We start from the raw sequence: 17,909 nt of genomic DNA on the forward strand, positions 1-17,909 counted from the left end.
CCCCACCCACCCAGGGGCGCGAGGAACCGCGCACCCAACCCCAATACGAACCCGCACACCCAAGGAACCACGCCGGAGGCGACCCGCGTCCTTGGCGGCATGACCGGCATGATCAGAACCCGTGTGACCGGCCGCCGAGTGACCAGAACCGTGCTGTCCGTAGAGGCCGAGACCGTCGCGGAGCTGCACTCCCGCGCACGGTCGACCTACTACCCGGCCGGGGCGGCGCCTCAGGACGGCACGGACTGGGTCGCGGCCTGGCGCCGCGCCATCGAGCGCCCCGACGGACACGTGCTGTGCACGGTCCACGAGGGCCGCATCGTCGCCATCGCCTCGTTCCGCACAGCGGAGGACGCACCCGCCGACACCGTGCGGCTGTTCCAGTTGCACGTCGACCCGGACCACTGGCGTACGGGCCTCGGGACCGCCCTGCACGCCGAGTGCGTGGAGCAGTGGCGGGCCGACGGCAGGCGGACCGCCACGCTCGACGTGCACGTGGACAACGAGCGGGCCCGGGACTTCTACGCCCGCCGCGGCTGGGTGCCGGATCCGGAGAAACCGCCGGTCGCGGGCGATCACCATCTCTTCCTGCGGTACCCGGTGGGCGCGGCCCCCGCCCGGGAATGATCCAAGACCATTGAACGTTCACGTACTGAGCGGAGGGTGCCTCCGTGTCCGTACGAGCCGAAAGAGCCGAAGACATGCGCGTCGAGATCTGGAGCGACATCGCCTGCCCGTGGTGCTACGTGGGCAAGGCCCGCTTCGAGAAGGCGCTCGACGCCTTCCCGCACCGCGACGACATCGAGGTGGTGCACCGCTCCTTCGAGCTCGACCCGGGGCGCGCCAAGACGGACATCCAGCCGGTGATCAGGATGCTCACCAAGAAGTACGGGATGAGCGAGGCGCAGGCGCAGGCCGGTGAGGAGAACCTCGGCACGCAGGCCGCGGCCGAGGGTCTGGAGTACCGCACGCGGGACCGCGACCACGGCAACACCTTCGACATGCACCGGCTGCTGCACCTCGCCAAGGAGCGGGGCCGGCAGGACGCGCTGATCCAGCTCTTCTACAAGGCGAACTTCGCCGAGGAGCGGTCCGTCTTCGGCGACGACGAGCGGCTCGTGGAGCTGGCCGTCGCCGCCGGGCTCGACGCCGACGAGGCCCGCAAGGTGCTCGCCGACCCGGCCGCGTACGCCGACGAGGTCCGCGCCGACGAGCGCGAGGCGGCCGAGCTGGGCGCGAACGGCGTGCCGTTCTTCGTCCTGGACCGGAAGTACGGCGTCTCCGGCGCCCAGCCCGCCGAGGTCTTCGCGCAGGCCCTGGAGCAGGCATGGGGCAGCCACTCGCCGCTCAAGCTGATCCAGCAGGACGACGCCGAGGCGTGCGGCCCCGACGGATGCGCGGTCCCGCAGAACTGACGGGGACGGCAAAAGCGCAGGTCGGGGCGGATCCATAAGCGTTGCTTGGCGAAACCACGTAGAAGTCGGCAATGGACGGGGAGATTCCCGGGCCGCAGAGTGGTCCCATGGAGACCTTCGAGACCCTCGTCCGAGCCGAGTTCGCCGCGAAGAACACCTATCTCAACACCGCGAGCACCGGGCTGCTCCCGGCCCGCGCCGTCGACGCCATGCGGGCCGGCGTAGAGTCCGTGGCGGCCGGGCAGCCGCAGGACATGTTCGCCGACGTGGAGGCGGCCCGCGCCGCCTTCGCCCGCCTCGTGGGAGTCCCGGACCGCCGTGTCGCGGCCGGGGCCTCCGTCGCCGTCTACAGCGGACTGATCGCCGCCTCGCTGCCCGAGGGCGCCGAAGTCCTCACCGCCGAGGCCGACTTCACCTCCGTGGTGAACCCCTTCCACGTGCGCAGCGACCTCAAGGTGCGCACCGTGCCGCTGGAGCGGATCGCCGAGTCGGTGCGCCCCGGCACCGCGCTCGTCGCGGTCAGCGCCGCACAGTCCGCGGACGGCCGGATCGTCGATCTGCCGGCGCTGCGCGAGGCAGCGCGCGAGCACGGGGCCCGTACGTACATCGACGCGTCCCAGGCCACCGGATGGCTGCCGATCGAGGCGGACGCGTACGACTATGTGTCCTCCGTCGCCTTCAAGTGGCTCGTCTGCCCCCGGGGCGTGGCTTTCCTGGTCGTTCCGGAGGACCTGGGAGGACTCAATCCGATCTTCGCGGGCTGGGTCGCGGGAGAGCACCCCTGGGACAGCTGTTACGGGCCGGTCGAGGAACTCGCCCACTCCGCACGGCGGTTCGACGAGAGCCCGAGCCTCTTCTCGTACGCGGGCGCCCGTCACTCGCTGGAGCTGATCGAGGAGTTGGGCGTGGACGCCGTGCACGCCCATGACCTCGCGCTCGCCGACCGCTTCCGCGCGGGCCTGGCCGGACTGGGGCAGGAGCCCGTTCCGGCGCCTGGCTCGGCGATCGTCTCCGTGCCCGGACTCGGCCACAGGCAGCCGGAGTTGAGCCGGGCGGGGATCGAAGTCTCGGACCGCGCGGGCAACTTGAGGGCCGCGTTCCACCTGTACAACACGGCCGCGGATGTCGATCGTCTGCTGGACGTCCTGTCGGGCTGATTGCGCGACCCACTGGCGCGGGGTCCACGGGGACGCTAGGAAGGGCACCACGAGGTGGTGGTGCCGGTGGAGCCAACTCTCCACAAGTCCGAACGGCCGCCCGCGGATGCGGAGTTGCATCGGCGGCTGGTGTACGGCGACGAGTCCGCGCTGTCCGAGGCCTACGCGGCGTACGGCGGGCTCGTGCGGCGGATCGCCGGGCGCGTCACGAACAGCCCGGCAGCCGCCGAGGACGTGGCGCAGGAGGTCTTCGCCCAGCTGTGGAGCAGGCCGTACGCGTTCGACGCGCGCCGCGGTTCGCTGCGCACCTGGCTGTCCGTGCTCGCGCACCGGCGGGCCGTGGACTGGGTGCGCAGCGAGGCCCGGCATCGCAAGGCCGCCGGGGCGGACGACTCCGCGCTGCACGCCATCCCCGACACCGGACCGGGCCCCGACGAGGCGGTCGTCGACCGCGAGCGCTCGCTGCTGCTGCACTCCGCGCTGGCCGAACTCCCGCAGCCACAGCGGGAGGTGGTCCACCTCGCCTACTTCGCGGGCCGCACCTACCGCCAGGCCGCCGTCGAGCTCGGCATCCCGGAGGGCACCGCCAAGACCCGCCTACGGTCCGCGCTGCGCAAGTTGGCCGAGACTTTGGCCGAGCCGCCGGATCCGGCGTGGGAAAGGGGCGCATGATGGCGACAGGGGAAGGAGGCGTCCGGTGACCGACGACCACGACGGTGTGCCCGAGCTGCTGGCCGCCTGGGCCTTCGGCGCGCTGCAGCCCGCGGACGAGAAGGTCGTACCGCTGCATCTGGCCGGCTGCGAGAGCTGCGCGGCGGAGGCGGAACGGCTCCGCGAGACCGTACGGCTGCTGGACGTGCCACCGGGGACGGCCGCCGCCGGCAACGGATCGCCCGCCGCGCGGAACGGTTCGGCCGCGGTCTCGCAGAACGGTTCGGCCGCGGTCTCGCAGAACGGTTCGGCCGCCGGGATGACGGGCGGCGGGGTGACGGGCGCCGGATCCGCGGAAGCGTCCGTCGTCGGTGGCGGCGGTCCGGCCGGAGCGGACGGTGTGCTCGCCCTCGCCCTGCGGTCCCGGCCCGCCCTGCCGCGGGTCGCCGCGCACGCGGCCCCGTACGCGGCAGCCGTCGCCGGACTGCGCGCGCTGCTGCGGGAGGTGGACGGCCACGGGCCGTGGGGCACGCCCGTCGTGCACGACTGGGACGTCCGCGACACCGTCGGCCATCTGATCGCCGCCGACGAGCAACTGGCCGTGCGCCTGGGCCTTCGGACCCACACACCTCCCTCCCGGATCACCGAGGACACACCGTGGGAGGAGGCCTGGAACACGCGGACCGCCGACGTCATCGCGTACGAGCGGACGCGCGACCCCCAGGAGACGGTGACCGCGTGGGCCGAGCGGGCCGCCGCGCTGCTGGCCACGCCCGAGGCGCGGGATCCCGAACGGGCCGCGCACGCGACGACGTTGATGGGTGTACGGCTGCCGGTCGCCGACCACTTCGTCGTGCGCGGCTTCGAGGCGTGGATCCACACGGACGACATCGGCCGCGCGCTCGGTCTCGCCGTGCCGCCGCCCCCGGACGCCCATCTGTGGCAGCTGGTCCGGCTCGCCGTCCGCATCCTCGGCATGGCGCTGGGGCCCACGGCACCGCCGGTGCTGTTCGCGGTGACCGCCGGCGAGAGCTCCACCGAGTGGGTACTCGGCTCCGAGGACGAGGCCGTCCGGGGTGAACTCGTCCTGGACGCCGTGGACTTCTGCCTCCTCGTGGGCGGCCGGTACACACCCGACGAGGTACCGAGGGGTGTTGCGGGCGACGAGGACGTCGTACGCGGCGTACTGGAGCGGGCTGCCGACCTGTCCTGGCTGTAGCTCGGCTCCCGCGGGTCCGGGGAGCGCGCCCCCGGCCCTGGGGATGGGGAGCTATGAGCCCGGAGCCGGGCAGCCCCCCGTCTCCGTGCAGAGGTTCGCCTCGACCCGGGAGAGGAGAGCGACGAGCTGGGTCCGCTCGGCCTGGCTCAGGCCCGCGAGGGCGTGCTCCTCCAGGCCGGCCCAGACGAGTGTGACCTCATCGAGCAGTCCGCAGCTCTTCTCGGTCGCCTCGACGAGCACCGCGCGCCGGTCCTTCGGGTCCGGGCTGCGGGTCACGTGCCCGGACTGCTCAAGGCGCTGGAGCATCTTCGTGATCGTGGACGGGTCGAGTTCGACCGCCTTGATGAGGTCCGACTGACGCACCGGGCCCCGGTCCCACAGGTGCATCATCACGAACTCCTGCCCGGGGTAGAGCCCGGCCCCGCGCAGCAGCTTGGCCGCGGTCGTGCGGTGCAGCCGGGCGACCCGAGAGATGGCGTGGCCGACCGGGCCGCCGCGCGCCGCGGAGGGCAGCTTGTCGGTACAGACGGGGTCGGCCTGCGGGGCCGCGACCTCCTGGCTGGCACTCATCTCGACTCCCCGGTTCGTGCGGACGTGCTGTCCACCGTACGTCCCACCGCCTCCCCCGCCTTCTCGCACCTTCTCGCGTCTTCTCCCGGCCGTGTTCCGGCTGCTTTCCGGCTGTCTTCCGACCTTCCTCCAACGAGATTACCTTGGTCGACCAAGGAATGGTTTAGGGTGGCTCTCGGTTCAGATGATTGGCCGACCATATAAATCCCCCCGGGAGCTCTTGTGACCACTGCGTACGACCCGATCGACCTGTCCGGCACACCCCTCGCCAACCGCATCGCCATGGCGCCGATGACCCGCAGCAGGGCGGGTGAGGGCGGCACCCCCACCGACCTCACCGTCGAGTACTACGCCCAGCGCGCCTCCGCGGGGCTGATCATCACCGAGGGCATCCAGCCGTCCGCGATCGGCCAGGGCTACCCGGACACCCCGGGCCTGCACAGCGACGAGCAGATCGCCGCCTGGCGGAAGGTGACCGACGCCGTGCACGCCGCCGGCGGCCGGATCTTCGCGCAGCTCATGCACGCGGGCCGGATCGGCCACCCCACCCTGCTGCCCGACGGACTCGTCAACGTCGGCGCGTCCCCCGTACCGGCCCAGGGGCAGGTCTACACGCACGAGGGCCCCCTCGACTTCATCGCCCCGCGCGAGCTCACGGGCGACGAGGTCCGCGCCACCATCGCGGAGTTCGTGACCGCCGCGCGGGGCGCCGTCGAGGCGGGCTTCGACGGGGTCGAACTGCACGGCGCCAACGGTTACTTGATCCACCAGTTCCTCGCCCCCGGCTCCAACCACCGCACCGACGAGTGGGGCGGCTCCGTCGAGAACCGCATACGGTTCGCCGTCGAGACCGTGAAGGCCGTCGCCGCCGAGATCGGTGCCGGGCGCACCGGCATCCGGCTCTCGCCCGGCAACCCGTACAACGACATCCAGGAGCCCGAGCCGGAGCCGACGTACACCGCGCTGGTGGCCGAGCTGGAGCCGCTGGGCCTCGCGTATCTGCACGTCACCGAGGCGGTCGAGATGCGTGAGCTGACCCTCGCGCTGCGCAAGCGGTTCAGCGGGGCCCTCGTCCTGAACCCGGCGACCGAGGGGCCGACCGGGCCGGAGTCCCTGGCCCTCGTCGAGGACGGCGTCGCCGATCTCGTCGCGTACGGCCAACTGTTCCTGGCCAACCCGGACCTGCCCGCCCGTCTGCGGACCGGCGGCCCGTTCAACGAGCCCGACGGGGCGACGTTCTTCGGCGGGGACGCGAAGGGCTACACGGACTACCCGGCGCTGTAAGGCAGTTGGCCCGGTGTCCGACTCCATGAGTCGGACACCGGGCCAATCACCCTCAGGCGTACGTCACTTCAGGTGTACGTCGCTTCAGACGTATGTCACTGCACCGGGGTGAAGTCCCGTGCCCCGATGAATTCGGGCCGGCGTACCGGTGCCGAGAACGGCTCCACCGCCGCGTTCTCCACGCTGTTGAACACGATGAAGACGTTCGAGCGCGGGAACGGCGTGATGTTGTCGCCCGAGCCGTGCATGCAGTTGCAGTCGAACCAGGTGGCCGAGCCCGCCTTGCCCGTGAAGAGCTTGATGCCGTGCTTGGACGCGAACTTGGTGAGCGCCTCGTCGGAGGGCGTGCCCGCGTCCTGCATCTGCAGCGACTTCTTGTAGTTGTCCTTCGGCGTGGCTCCGGAACAGCCGAGGAACGTGTGGTGCGACCCCGGCATGATCATGAGACCGCCGTTGGTGTCGTGGTTCTCGGTCAGCGCGATCGAGACGGACACGGTCCGCATGTTCGGCAGGCCGTCCTCGGCGTGCCAGGTCTCGAAGTCCGAGTGCCAGTAGAAGCCGCTCGCACCGAAGCCGGGCTTGACGTTGATCCGCGACTGGTGGACGTACACGTCGGAGCCGAGGATCTGCCGGGCGCGGCCGACCACCCGCTCGTCGCGTACGAGCTGGGCGAAGATCTCACTGATCTTGTGGACCTCGAAGACCGAGCGGATCTCCTGCGACTTCGGCTCCACGATCGAGCGCTCGTCGGCACGGATCGCCGGGTCCGTCACCAGGCGCTCCAACTCCGCGTGGTAGAGCGCGACCTCGTCCTCGCCGATGATCCGGTCGACGGCGAGGAAACCGTCACGCTCGTACGACTGCAGGTCGGCCCCGGGGATCGGTCCCGGCGTGCCGGGCTCGCTCCAGACGACCGGGTCCTGCCGGGGCACGGACACCTCGCTGGTGCCGCGGCTGGGATACAGGTCGGTGATGGTCGCCATCGGTTCAGACCTCCTCGGGCTCGGTCAGCAGGGGGTAGACGCCGTTCTCGTCATGGTCCTCCCGTCCGGTCACCGGCGGATTGAAGACACAGATGCAGCGGAAGTCCTGCTTGATCCGCATCGTGTGCTTCTCGTGCCCGTCGAGGAGGTACATGGTTCCCGGCGTGATCGTGTACTTCTCGCCAGTCTCGTCGTCGGTGAGTTCGGCCTCGCCCTCGACGCAGACGACGGCCTCGATGTGGTTCGCGTACCACATCGACGTCTCGGTACCCGCGTAGAGGATCGTCTCGTGCACGGAGAAGCCGACCCTCTCCTTGGCGAGGACGATGCGCTTGCTCTCCCAGGTACCCGACGCCGATTTCACGTGTCGGTCAGTGCCTTCGATCTCCTTGAACGAACGGACTATCACGGTGCTGCGAAGCCTCCTTCAGGCTGATGTGCGGCTGGTGCGGTCGATGTGGCCGCTGTGTTTCAGGGGTCGTTCAGGGGTGGTTCAGGCCGTCTCGCGGACCGCGCGGGCGAGGATGCGCAGGCCCTCGTCCAGTTCCTCGGGGGTGATGGTGAGCGCCGGGAGGAGTTTCACGACCTCGCTCTCCGGGCCCGACGTCTCGATGAGCAGGCCGAGTTCGAAGGCCCGCTTGGCGATCAGGCCCGCGCGCGCCTTGTCGTGGAACTCCATGCCCCAGACCAGGCCCCGGCCGCGGTACTCCTTGACGTCGGCGAGGTTCTCCTCGGTGATCGAGATGAACGCCTCCTCGACCTGCTCGCCACGGGTGCGGGTCTGCTTCTCCATGGCGGGGCCGTCGGACCAGTACGTCTCGAGGGCGGCGGCGGCCGTCACGAACGCGGGGTTGTTGCCGCGGAACGTGCCGTTGTGCTCGCCCGGCTCCCAGATGTCCAGCTCGGGCTTGAACAGGCACAGGGACATGGGCAGTCCGTAGCCGCTGATGGACTTGGAGACGGTGACGATGTCGGGGGTGATGCCCGCCTCCTCGAAGGAGAAGAACGCCCCGGTCCGGCCGCAGCCCATCTGGATGTCGTCGACGATCAGCAGCATGTCCTGGCGCTCGCACAGCTCGGCGAGGGCGCGCAGCCACTCCGGGCGGGCGACGTTGATGCCGCCCTCGCCCTGCACGGTCTCGACGATCACCGCGGCGGGCTTGTTGAGGCCGGAGCCCTGGTCCTCCAGGAGCCGCTCGAACCAGAGGAAGTCCTCGACCTGGCCCTCGAAGTAGTTGTCGAAGGGCATCGGCGTGCCGTGCACGAGCGGGATACCGGCGCCGGCCCGCTTGAAGGCGTTGCCGGTCACGGCGAGCGAGCCGAGCGACATGCCGTGGAAGGCGTTGGTGAAGGAGACGATGGACTCCCGGCCCTTGACCTTGCGGGCCAGCTTCAGCGCGGACTCGACGGCGTTGGTGCCGGTCGGGCCCGGGAACATGACCTTGTACGGCAGGTCGCGGGGCCGCAGCACCAGGTTCTGGAACGACTCCAGGAAGCCGCGCTTCGCGGTCGTCGACATGTCGAGACCGTGCGTGACGCCGTCGCGTTCCAGGTAGTCGATGAGGGCGCGTTTCAGTACGGGGTTGTTGTGGCCGTAGTTGAGTGATCCGGCGCCGGCGAAGAAGTCGAGGTACTCATGGCCGTCCTCGTCGAACATGCGGCTGCCCTGCGCGCGGTCGAAGACGGTGGGCCAGGCGCGGCAGTAGCTGCGCACCTCCGACTCCAGGGTCTCGAAGACGCTCAGGTCGGGCTGGGTGATGCTCACGGAGTTGCTCCTCAAGGCGTGGGGGGTTCGTCAGTGCGACAGGGGGCCGATGCGGTACAGCACCTCTGGGTCGTGCGGTCCGTCGGGGAAGTGCGCTGTGTCGAACAGGACCTCGCGCTCGACGGTCGCTCCGTGGCGTCCGGCGTACGACGTGAACAGCCGCTCGGAGGCGGTGTTGCCCGGGGTGATGGTGGTCTCGACGGTGGTCAGCTCGTGTGTGCGGGCGATCCGCAGGGTCAGTCCGTCGAGGAGCGCTGCGGCGAGGCCGCGTCCGCGCTGGTCCGCGTCGACGGCCACCTGCCACACGAGAAGCGTGTGCGGGCGCTCCGGCCGGATGTAACCGGTGACGAAGGCGACCGGCTCGCCGTCGGCCGTGCGCGCCACCGCGGAGGTGCCGGCGAAGTCACGGCACCACAGCAGGTAGCTGTAGGAGGAGTTCAGGTCGAGGTTCCCGGAGTCCTTGGCAATGCGCCAGAGTGCGGCTCCGTCCACCACGTGCGGACGGTCGATCCGCAGCCCTTCCGGCATTTCCAGGAATTCCGCTTGCAGGTCTGCTTGTGCGGCGGTCATGCGGATTGAATTTACCCAGCGAAAGTTCAAATTGCATCGTCGGAGGGGGTTACGTCGACGCGCCTGCTGTGTTATCACGCGGGCGCGGACGCCGCGTAGCACCGACCCGAAGCTGCCGCTTTGTCATGAAAATATGGGAGAAACCGGGCGCTCTGTGTGTTCCGTCACAGCCGCGTAATCACCACGAGATCTGCCCGAATTAAGAGGTTGGTGTTCGCGAAATCTTAGCGTTTAGGTTCCGGGAAAGCGGGCAGAAGAATACGGGGAGCTGCACTGAATAAGGCCCCGGAAAAGCGCTCAGAAATAGCCCCGGATAAGCCGGACCGGAATTCCCCGATCATCCACCGCCCCGCTGGTCAGGCGCCTGTTGCCCCGTCGATCCGCTCCCTGACGATGTCCGCGTGACCGTTGTGCCGCGCGTACTCCTCGATCAGATGGACAAGGATCCAGCGCAGACTGACCTCAAGCCCGGCCATCGGCCCCGCGGCGATTCGGCCGGTGTCGTCCAGCGAGCGCCCGGCGGACAGCTCCCGCCCGCGCTCGACCTCGCGGCGCCAGTCCGCCAGCGCTTCGTCGAGCCCGCGCTCCGGGTCGAGGGCGTACCCGCCGGCGCCGTCCTCGTACAGCGTCGGCACGTCGAGTCCCGCGAACACCGACTGGAACCAGTTCCGCTCCACCTCGGCGAGGTGCTGCACCAACCCGAGCAGCGTCAGCTCCGACGGCGCGGCGGACGCCAGCCGCACCTGGCCGTCGTCCAGCCCCACGCACTTCGACTCCAGGGTGGCCCGGTGGAACGCGAGCCAGCTCTCCAGCATGGGCCGCTCCGCCCCGGTCATGAGCGGGAGGGGGCGGCCGTCCGGCAGGGTCCGGTACGTGTCGGTGGTCATGCCCGGCAGCATGACACCGGGCGCCCGCCGGTACGACCCCGCCGGCCGAGGCTCAGGTGCCGTCTCTCAGGTCCGCCGGCCAGTCCGGGCGGAATTCGATGTGGTCGTAGGTGACCACGCAGCCCTCGCCCATCGGGGACTGGGTCATGAAGCCGATCAGGGCGGCGCCGGTCTCCTTCTCGTCGGCCAGGGTGAAGAGGCGGACGAAGGTCCAGCGCTTGCCGTCCTTGGACGCGTGGAAGGCGAAGGCGCGGCCGGTGCGGCTGATCCTCAGCCAGACCGAACTGCCGTCCACCGTGAAGGAGTTGGCGTCGTCGGAGTGGCCCCGGGTGACGACCGTGCAGACGGTGGGCACGTCCGGCGAGTTCTCCAGGCAGAGCTTGGCCCAGGCCCGCTCGCCCACATGCGCGTACAGCACACCCGCGTCGAAGGCCCCGGCGAAACCGACCGTGACCCGGGCGATGAGCTGGAAGTCCCCCTCAGGCGACCCGAGCAGCCGGGGCGCGTCGGACGCGGGGTCCAGCCCCTCGTCGGTCGGCGGCACGAACCGGTCCTGCCGCGCTCCGGCCCACCCGGTGAGCACCCCGTCCTCGTACGACCAGTGCCCGTCGGGCCCGTACGTCCGGAGGGAAAAGGGAAGTTCAGGAAGTTCCAAGTCCATTGAGAGATTGTCCCAGGTGGCACGATCCTGCGAGGCCGTATTGATGCGTGGTCCTGTCATGGGGCGCGGCGAGTGGGAGCGCCCCATCAGGGGCGCGGGCCTGTATCGATGTGCGGCTCCGCCGCGTGGCCGCGGCAGCCCCAGCGGGCCCGCAGTCGCAAACCGACCACGGGCCCGACGGCGCTCCAAGCGGAGCGCTACCGCTCCAAGCGGCCGTCGTACCGCCGCGGCAGCCCCAGCGGGTTGTCGTCGCGGAGCTCCGCCGGCAGCAACGCCTCCGGTGTGTTCTGGTACGCCACCGGCCGCAGCCACCGCTCGATGGCCGTACCGCCGACCGACGTGGACGTGGAGGTGGTCGCCGGGTACGGCCCCCCGTGGTGCTGGGCGGGCGCGACCGCGACACCGGTCGGCCACGCGTTGACCAGGACCCGTCCCGCGAGCGGCGTCAGCTCGGCGAGGATCTCCGCGCCACGCCCCTCGCCCGCGGTCTCCTCCGTGGAGAGATGGACGGTGGCGGTGAGGTTGCCGGGCAGCCGCGCGAGCACCGCGTTCGCCTCGGCCTCGTCCTCGTAGCGCGCGACGACGGTGACCGGCCCGAAGCACTCCTCAAGGAGCAGGTCGTACTCCCCCTCGGCGGCGAGCCGCTCGGCCGGAACCGTCAGGAAGCCGGGGCTCACCGTGTGCTCGCTGCCCGCGCCCGGGGTCACCGGGGCGTCCACGTCGGGGAGTTCGGCCCGCTCGGCGACCCCCGCGACGAAGTTGTCGCGCATGCGATGGTCCAGGAGAACGCCCGCGTCCGTGTCGCTCACCGCGTCCGTGAGGGACTTGATCAGGCGGTCACCGGACGCACCGGCCGGCGCCAGCACCAGGCCTGGCTTCACGCAGAACTGGCCGACGCCCAGCGTCATGGAGCCCGCGAGTCCCGTACCGATCGCCTCGGCGCGCTCGGCAGCCGCGGCCTCGGTGATGACGACGGGGTTCAGGGAGCCCAGCTCGCCGTGGAAGGGGATCGGCGCGGGCCGGGCGGCAGCCGCGTCGAAGAGGGCGCGTCCGCCGCGTACCGAACCGGTAAATCCGGCGGCCGTGACCAGCGGGTGCCTGACCAGCTCGACGCCCGCGTCGAAGCCGTGCACCAGGCCGAGGACGCCGTCCGGGATGTCGTGCAGGGCGGCGGCCCGGCGCAGGACGGACGCGACCAGCTCGGACAGGCCCGGGTGGTCCGGGTGCGCCTTGACGACGACCGGGCAGCCCGCGGCGAGCGCGCTCGCGGTGTCGCCGCCGGGCACGGAGAAGGCGAAGGGGAAGTTCGAGGCCGAGTAGACGGCGACGACACCCAGCGGCACCTTGTAGCGGCGCAGGTCCGGGATCGGCGGGGTCGCGGTGTCGTCGGGGTGGTTGATCACGACCCCGAGGAACTCGCCCTCGTCGACGATGTCCGCGAAGGCCCGCAGCTGGTAGCAGGTGCGGGCGAGCTCGCCGGTCAGCCGGACCGGGCCGAGCGCGGTCTCCGCGTCCGCTGCCTCGACCAGGTACTCCTTGGCGCCTTCGAGCTGGTCGGCCGCGGAGCGCAGGAAGGCCGCGCGGACGGTGCGGTCGGCGAGTGCTCCCCGGGCGGCGTGGGCCGCGCGGACGGCCGCGTCCACCTCCTGGGCTGTGGCTTCCACCGCAACCTGCTCGCGCTGCTTCCCGGTTCGGGGGTCGACACTCCAGACTGGTGCTGCTGCCACCGCGGGTCCCTCCAGATGTAATGCCGCAGTACATGTGCCACTCACCAGCGGCGTTCGATATGCTGAACGCTGTCTCTGGTGGTGAATATGCTGTGGAGACTATTTCCCGGCCAACTAGGGGGTCAAGGCGATGTCGGCAGTCGAGACGGGCGGCGGGGCGCAAGTCAAGTCCGCGGTGCGGACGGTTGAATTGCTCGAGTACTTCGCCGGACGCCCGGGCATGCACTCCCTGGCCGCCGTGCAGGAGGCCGTCGGGTACCCCAAGTCGAGTCTCTACATGCTGCTGCGCACCCTCGTCGAGCTCGGCTGGGTCGAGACGGACGCGACGGGCACGCGGTACGGCATCGGCGTACGGGCCCTGCTCGTCGGTACGTCGTACATCGACGGCGACGAGGTCGTGGCCGCGGCCCGGCCGACGCTGGACCGGCTCTCCGACGACACCACGGAGACCATCCACCTGGCGCGCCTCGACGGCACGAACGTCGTGTACCTCGCGACCCGCCAGTCCCAGCACTACCTCCGCCCCTTCACGCGCGTCGGCCGCCGGCTGCCCGCGCACTCCACGTCGCTCGGCAAGGCGCTGCTCGCCACGCACACCGACGAGCAGGTACGGAAGCTGCTCCCGGAGACGCTCCCCGCGCTGACGGAGCACACGATCACCGACCGGGAGAAGCTCATCGAGGAGCTGCACCAGGTGCGGGAGCAGGGCTTCGCGGTGGACCGCGAGGAGAACACGCTGGGGCTGCGCTGCTTCGGCGTCGCGATCCCCTACCGGACGCCCGCGCGGGACGCCATCAGCTGCTCGGTGCCGGTGGCACGGCTGACGCCCGCGCACGAGCAGATGGTGAAGGACGCGCTGTTCGACGCGCGGGACCGACTGACGCTCGCCACCCGGAGGCTCTGACATGTCCCACCCGGAGGTCGTGCTCCGCGAGATCCACGACAGCGATCTGCCGGTGTTCTTCCGGCAGATGATGGATCCCGAGTCGGTGCGGATGGCCGCGTTCACCGCGAAGGACCCGACCGACCGGGACGCCTTCGACGCCCACTGGAAGCGGATCCGCAGCCTGCCCGACGTCGTCAACCGTACGGTCCTCGTCGACGGTGACGTGGTCGGCAACGCGGCGGTGTACGGCCCGCCCGAAGAGCGCGAAGTGACGTACTGGATCGACAGGGCGTACTGGGGGCGCGGGATCGCCACGGGTGCCTTGCGGGCGCTCCTCGCTGCCGTGCCCGAGCGTCCGTTGTTCGCTCGGGCGGCGGCCGACAACATGGGCTCGTTGCGGGTGTTGGAGAAGTGCGGGTTCCGCGTCTCCGCGCAGGACAGGGGGTTCGCGAACGCGCGGGGCGAGGAGATCGACGAGGTTGTGCTGACGTTGGAGGGATGAGCTCCGCCGGGGCACCGTCGGGGCTGACATCGCGTCCTCCTCCCTCCCCCGTGCGGCGGAGGCGGATCGTCGTCGCGCAGGACGTGGTCCGGCGGAGTGGGGCGGGAGCCTGGGGGACATGACGCAGACGTTTCGCCGGATGGTGTGCGCCGTCGCCGAGCGGCCGACGTGATCGCACTCGCCCGGATCCTGTTCGGGAGGCGGACGCGGCGCCGGTGGATCCATCTGATCCTCGGCGGCGCGCTCGCCATGCCGTACGTCTTCGTCGGCGAGCTGATCGTCGGCCCGTTCACCAACTCCCAGAACCTGTTCAGTTCGCTGCCCCACCAGCTGCTCGCCTTCGGTGCCGGGCTGCCGCTCGCCGCGATCACCGGGCTGTTCCCGCTGACCCGGCCGATGTCGGTGGCCGTGGTCCGGGCCCTGTGCGGGGTCGACGGCGACCGCCTCGCCGACGGACCCGCGCGCACCCGGCAGGCGAAGGGGCGTACGGCGGTGTGGTTCACGCTGCACCTCGGGTTCGGCGGAGTCATCGCCGGGATGTCCCTCGCGACGCCGCCCTTCGCGGTGGTGCTGATCGTGCTGCCGCTCTACGTGGGGCTGCGCGACTCACGGCCCGATCTGCCCGAACTCCTCGACCACACCTGGGTGTTGGCGCTCTCCCCGGTCGCGGGCGCGGCGACGCTGGCGGCTCTCGCCGGCTGCGCGGCGGGCGCGGGCGCGCTGCTGGCCCGCTGGGCGCCGGAGCTGCTCGGGCCCACGCCCGAGGACCGGCTCGCCGCCGCGGAGGCCCACGCCGCCGACCTCGCCGTACGCAACCGGCTGGCTCGCGAGCTGCACGACTCCGTCGGCCACGCGCTGAGCGCCGTCACGCTGCAGGCGAGTGCGGCCCGCCGGGTCCTGGACAGCGACCCGGAGTTCGTGCGCGAGGCGCTTGCCGTGATCGAGGACACCACGCGGCGCACGGTGGGCGAACTCGACGCCGTACTGGGGGTGTTGCGCGATGCCGACTCCCCCGGCGGCGCGCCGGGCTTCCCCGGCACGACCCCCGCTCCTTCGCCCACCCTCGCCGCCGACCTCGACGGTCTGCTCCGTCGCACCCGCGCGGGCGGGCTGCGCGTGGCCGCCGCCGTGGAGGCCGGCCCCGAGGCGCTGCCCCCGCTCGTCTCCCGGGAGGCGTACCGCATCGTGCAGGAGGCCCTGAGCAACGCCCTCAAGCACGCCGGGCCCGGTACCTCCGTGACGCTCCGGATCAGGGTGGTCCCCGACGGCAGGGAGCTGGCCATCACCGCCGAGAATCCCGCGCCGACGGCCGTGGTCCCCCGTCCCGGCGGCGGCCACGGTCTGCGCGGCATCGCCGACCGGGCCCGGCTGCTGGGCGGCACCGCGGAGTGCGGGCCGGTGGACGGGGTGTGGCGGCTGCACGTACGACTCCCCCTGGAAGGACCCGTATGACCATCCGGATCGTCCTCGCCGACGACGAGCGCATGGTGCGCACCGCGCTGCGCGCGATCCTGACGGCCGAGCCCGGTCTGGAGGTCGTCGGCGAGGCGGCCACCGGCGCCGAGGCGGTGTCCGTCGTCCGCGAGCTGGCACCGGACGTCGTCCTCATGGATGTCCGCATGCCCGAGATCGACGGCATCCGCGCCACCGAGCAGATCCTGGCGACGCTTCCCGATCCCCCACGCATCGTCGTGGTGACGACCTTCGAGAACGACGCGTACGTGTACGAGGCGCTGCGCGCCGGGGCGTCCGGGTTCCTGCTCAAGCGGGCCGACGCCGATGCACTGGTCCAGGCTGTACGGCTGGTCGCGCACAGCGACTGCCTGCTGTTCCCGGCGGCGGTGCGGGCGCTCGCCACCGAGTACGGGCGGGCGAAGACGGCACCGCCGGCCTGGGTGGCGAGGCTCACCGGCCGGGAGAGCGAGGTCCTGCGGCTGATGGCCGCCGGGCTCACCAACGCCGAGATCGCCGGTCGCATGGGGGTCGGGCCCGCGACGGTGAAGACGCACGTGGCGGCCGTCCTGGCGAAGACGGCGACCCGGGACCGTACACAGGCGGTGATCGCGGCGTACGAGGCCGGCTTCATGAAGGACGTATGAAAAATCCGGGTGGGTGGGAACGATCGGGTCCGTCCTGGTCGTCGTCCATATGGGATGAACAAAACGATCAGGCGCGCCTCCGTCTTCACCCTGCTGCTCGTCCTCGCCCTGCTTGTCCGGGCGACCTGGGTGCAGTTCTACGAAGGCCAGGCGCTCGCGGACAGCAAGGACAACCGACGGAACGCGATCGAGCAGTACGCGTACCCGCTCGGGAACATCATCGTGGCCGGGGACGCGATCACCGGTTCCGCGCAGACGAAGGGCGGCGACCTCAAGTACAAGCGCACGTACACCGACGGCAGCCTCTACTCGGCGGTCACGGGCTACAGCTCGCAGGTGTTCGGGGCGACGCAGCTGGAGGGCATCTACCAGGACCTGCTCGACGGCACGGACAACCGCCTGAAGAACCCCCTCGACACGGTCACCGGCAAGCGCGCCGACCCGGGTGACGTGGTCACCACGATCGACCCGGCCGTGCAGAAGGCGGCGTACGAGGCGCTCGGCGACAAGAAGGGCGCTGCCGTCGCGATCGACCCGAAGACGGGCAAGATCCTCGGCGTCGTGTCCACCCCGTCGTACGACCCCTCGGTGATCAGCGCCGGCGACTCCGACGCGTGGACGAAGCTGACGAAGGACCCCGAGAAGCCGATGACGAACCGGGCGCTGCGCCAGCCGCTGCCGCCGGGCTCGACGTTCAAGCTGGTCGTCGCGGCCGCCGCGCTGGAGGACGGCCTGTACTCCTCGGTGGACACGAAGACCGACAGCGAGAACCCGTACACGCTGCCGGGCACGACCAGGGTCCTGGCGAACGAGAGCAAGTCCGCGCCCTGTGAGAACGCGACGATCCGGGTCGCCCTCCAGTACTCGTGCAACAACGTCTTCGCGAAGATGGCCGTCGACCTGGGCCAGGACAAGCTGAAGGCGATGGCCGAGAAGTTCGGCTTCAACGACAAGTCGCAGGACGTGCCCGTGCGGGCGTACGAGAGCGTGTATCCGTCGGACATGGAGAAGTCGTCCACCGCGCTGACGGGCATCGGCCAGTTCGACGTGACCGCGACGCCGTTGCAGATGGCCATGGTGTCGGCCACCATCGCCAACGGCGGGAAGCTGGTCTCGCCGCACATGGTGTCGCAGATCAGCGACTCGGACGGCAACGTGCTGGAGAACTACGACGACTCGACGGACTCGAAGGAGATCGTCAGCTCGTCCACGGCCGAGCAGTTGCAGTCGGCGATGCAGACGGTCGTCGAGGAGGGCACGGGGACGAACGCGCAGATCTCCGGGGCGACGGTGGGCGGCAAGACCGGTACGGCTCAGCACGGCGAGAACAACAGCAAGACGCCGTACGCGTGGTTCACGTCCTATGCGAAGGACGACTCCAGCGGCAAGGAAGTTGCTGTGGCTGTGCTGGTCGAGCAGTCGGATGCGGCACGGTCTGAGGTCAGCGGCAATGGTCTGGCCGCGCCTGTTGCGAAGGCGATGATGCGGGCCGCGCTTCAGGACTGACGGTTCCGGTCGGTTGGTCGGCTGCGG

19 protein-coding genes are annotated in these 17,909 nt (G+C 70.7%); 11 read left to right on the forward strand and 8 right to left on the reverse strand.

The features are described 5' to 3' along the window. Positions 1-108 precede the first annotated feature (108 nt). From AOK17_RS34070 to AOK17_RS34090, 5 genes are all read left to right on the forward strand, one after another. The gene (locus AOK17_RS34070) at positions 109-627 is read left to right on the forward strand and encodes a GNAT family N-acetyltransferase (RefSeq protein ID WP_206190882.1); all 519 of its coding nucleotides are present in this window, start codon (positions 109-111) and stop codon (positions 625-627) included. Positions 628-701: 74 nt separating this feature from the next. After that, positions 702-1,415: a DsbA family oxidoreductase gene (locus AOK17_RS34075; RefSeq protein WP_055616446.1), complete on the forward strand. Its 714-nt coding sequence runs from the start codon at positions 702-704 to the stop codon at positions 1,413-1,415. Positions 1,416-1,522: 107 nt separating this feature from the next. After that, a complete protein-coding gene (locus AOK17_RS34080) occupies positions 1,523-2,572 on the forward strand; it encodes an aminotransferase class V-fold PLP-dependent enzyme (RefSeq protein ID WP_055616447.1) in 1,050 nt (349 codons plus the stop codon). Positions 2,573-2,626: 54 nt separating this feature from the next. Then, positions 2,627-3,244: an RNA polymerase sigma factor gene (locus AOK17_RS34085; protein WP_055616448.1), complete on the forward strand. Its 618-nt coding sequence runs from the start codon at positions 2,627-2,629 to the stop codon at positions 3,242-3,244. A gap of 25 nt (positions 3,245-3,269) precedes the next feature. Continuing rightward, complete coding sequence (locus AOK17_RS34090; RefSeq protein WP_055616449.1) at positions 3,270-4,442, forward strand: maleylpyruvate isomerase family mycothiol-dependent enzyme; 1,173 nt, start codon at positions 3,270-3,272, stop codon at positions 4,440-4,442. Positions 4,443-4,493: 51 nt separating this feature from the next. On the opposite strand, the gene AOK17_RS34095 is transcribed toward AOK17_RS34090, so the two are convergent. Then, positions 4,494-5,012 carry a MarR family winged helix-turn-helix transcriptional regulator gene (locus tag AOK17_RS34095; RefSeq protein ID WP_055616450.1) on the reverse strand — a complete coding sequence of 173 codons (519 nt, stop codon included), beginning with the start codon at positions 5,010-5,012 and terminating at the stop codon, positions 4,494-4,496. Positions 5,013-5,234: 222 nt separating this feature from the next. Between AOK17_RS34095 and AOK17_RS34100 the strand changes: the two genes are divergently transcribed. Further along, the gene (locus AOK17_RS34100) at positions 5,235-6,296 is read left to right on the forward strand and encodes an alkene reductase (protein WP_055616451.1); all 1,062 of its coding nucleotides are present in this window, start codon (positions 5,235-5,237) and stop codon (positions 6,294-6,296) included. 95 nt (positions 6,297-6,391) lie between these two features. On the opposite strand, the gene thpD is transcribed toward AOK17_RS34100, so the two are convergent. From thpD to AOK17_RS34135, 7 genes are all read right to left on the reverse strand, one after another. Further along, positions 6,392-7,279 (reverse strand): ectoine hydroxylase, encoded by an 888-nt coding sequence (gene thpD, locus AOK17_RS34105; protein ID WP_055616452.1) that lies wholly within the window; start codon positions 7,277-7,279, stop codon positions 6,392-6,394. 4 nt (positions 7,280-7,283) lie between these two features. Further along, complete coding sequence (locus AOK17_RS34110) at positions 7,284-7,688, reverse strand: ectoine synthase (protein ID WP_055616453.1); 405 nt, start codon at positions 7,686-7,688, stop codon at positions 7,284-7,286. Positions 7,689-7,772: 84 nt separating this feature from the next. Next, a complete protein-coding gene (gene ectB / locus AOK17_RS34115; protein WP_055616454.1) occupies positions 7,773-9,044 on the reverse strand; it encodes a diaminobutyrate--2-oxoglutarate transaminase in 1,272 nt (423 codons plus the stop codon). 30 nt (positions 9,045-9,074) lie between these two features. After that, the gene (gene ectA / locus AOK17_RS34120) at positions 9,075-9,614 is read right to left on the reverse strand and encodes a diaminobutyrate acetyltransferase (RefSeq protein WP_055616455.1); all 540 of its coding nucleotides are present in this window, start codon (positions 9,612-9,614) and stop codon (positions 9,075-9,077) included. A gap of 356 nt (positions 9,615-9,970) precedes the next feature. Further along, positions 9,971-10,501, reverse strand: coding sequence for a DinB family protein (locus tag AOK17_RS34125; protein WP_055616494.1), 531 nt, complete (start codon positions 10,499-10,501; stop codon positions 9,971-9,973). Between the two features lie 52 nt (positions 10,502-10,553). Then, positions 10,554-11,162, reverse strand: coding sequence for a DUF1349 domain-containing protein (locus AOK17_RS34130; protein ID WP_055616456.1), 609 nt, complete (start codon positions 11,160-11,162; stop codon positions 10,554-10,556). A 197-nt stretch (positions 11,163-11,359) separates the two neighbouring features. Then, positions 11,360-12,889: an aldehyde dehydrogenase (NADP(+)) gene (locus AOK17_RS34135; protein ID WP_079053434.1), complete on the reverse strand. Its 1,530-nt coding sequence runs from the start codon at positions 12,887-12,889 to the stop codon at positions 11,360-11,362. Between the two features lie 130 nt (positions 12,890-13,019). Between AOK17_RS34135 and AOK17_RS34140 the strand changes: the two genes are divergently transcribed. The 5 genes from AOK17_RS34140 to AOK17_RS34160 all read left to right on the forward strand — a co-directional run bounded on the left by AOK17_RS34140 (position 13,020) and on the right by AOK17_RS34160 (position 17,882). Beyond that, entirely contained in the window at positions 13,020-13,793 is a 774-nt protein-coding gene (locus AOK17_RS34140) for an IclR family transcriptional regulator (protein WP_055616458.1), read from the forward strand. A 1-nt stretch (position 13,794) separates the two neighbouring features. Continuing rightward, positions 13,795-14,277 carry a GNAT family N-acetyltransferase gene (locus AOK17_RS34145; protein ID WP_055616459.1) on the forward strand — a complete coding sequence of 161 codons (483 nt, stop codon included), beginning with the start codon at positions 13,795-13,797 and terminating at the stop codon, positions 14,275-14,277. A 168-nt stretch (positions 14,278-14,445) separates the two neighbouring features. Continuing rightward, complete coding sequence (locus AOK17_RS34150) at positions 14,446-15,729, forward strand: sensor histidine kinase (protein WP_055616460.1); 1,284 nt, start codon at positions 14,446-14,448, stop codon at positions 15,727-15,729. Next, complete coding sequence (locus AOK17_RS34155) at positions 15,726-16,376, forward strand: response regulator transcription factor (protein ID WP_055616461.1); 651 nt, start codon at positions 15,726-15,728, stop codon at positions 16,374-16,376. The genes AOK17_RS34150 and AOK17_RS34155 overlap by 4 nt, the downstream gene beginning before the upstream one ends. A 54-nt stretch (positions 16,377-16,430) precedes the next feature. Next, positions 16,431-17,882 carry a peptidoglycan D,D-transpeptidase FtsI family protein gene (locus tag AOK17_RS34160; RefSeq protein WP_055616462.1) on the forward strand — a complete coding sequence of 484 codons (1,452 nt, stop codon included), beginning with the start codon at positions 16,431-16,433 and terminating at the stop codon, positions 17,880-17,882. Positions 17,883-17,909: the final 27 nt, after the last annotated feature.

It is taken from the genome of Streptomyces phaeochromogenes, from assembly GCF_001418655.1.
Classification (GTDB): domain Bacteria; phylum Actinomycetota; class Actinomycetes; order Streptomycetales; family Streptomycetaceae; genus Streptomyces; species Streptomyces phaeochromogenes.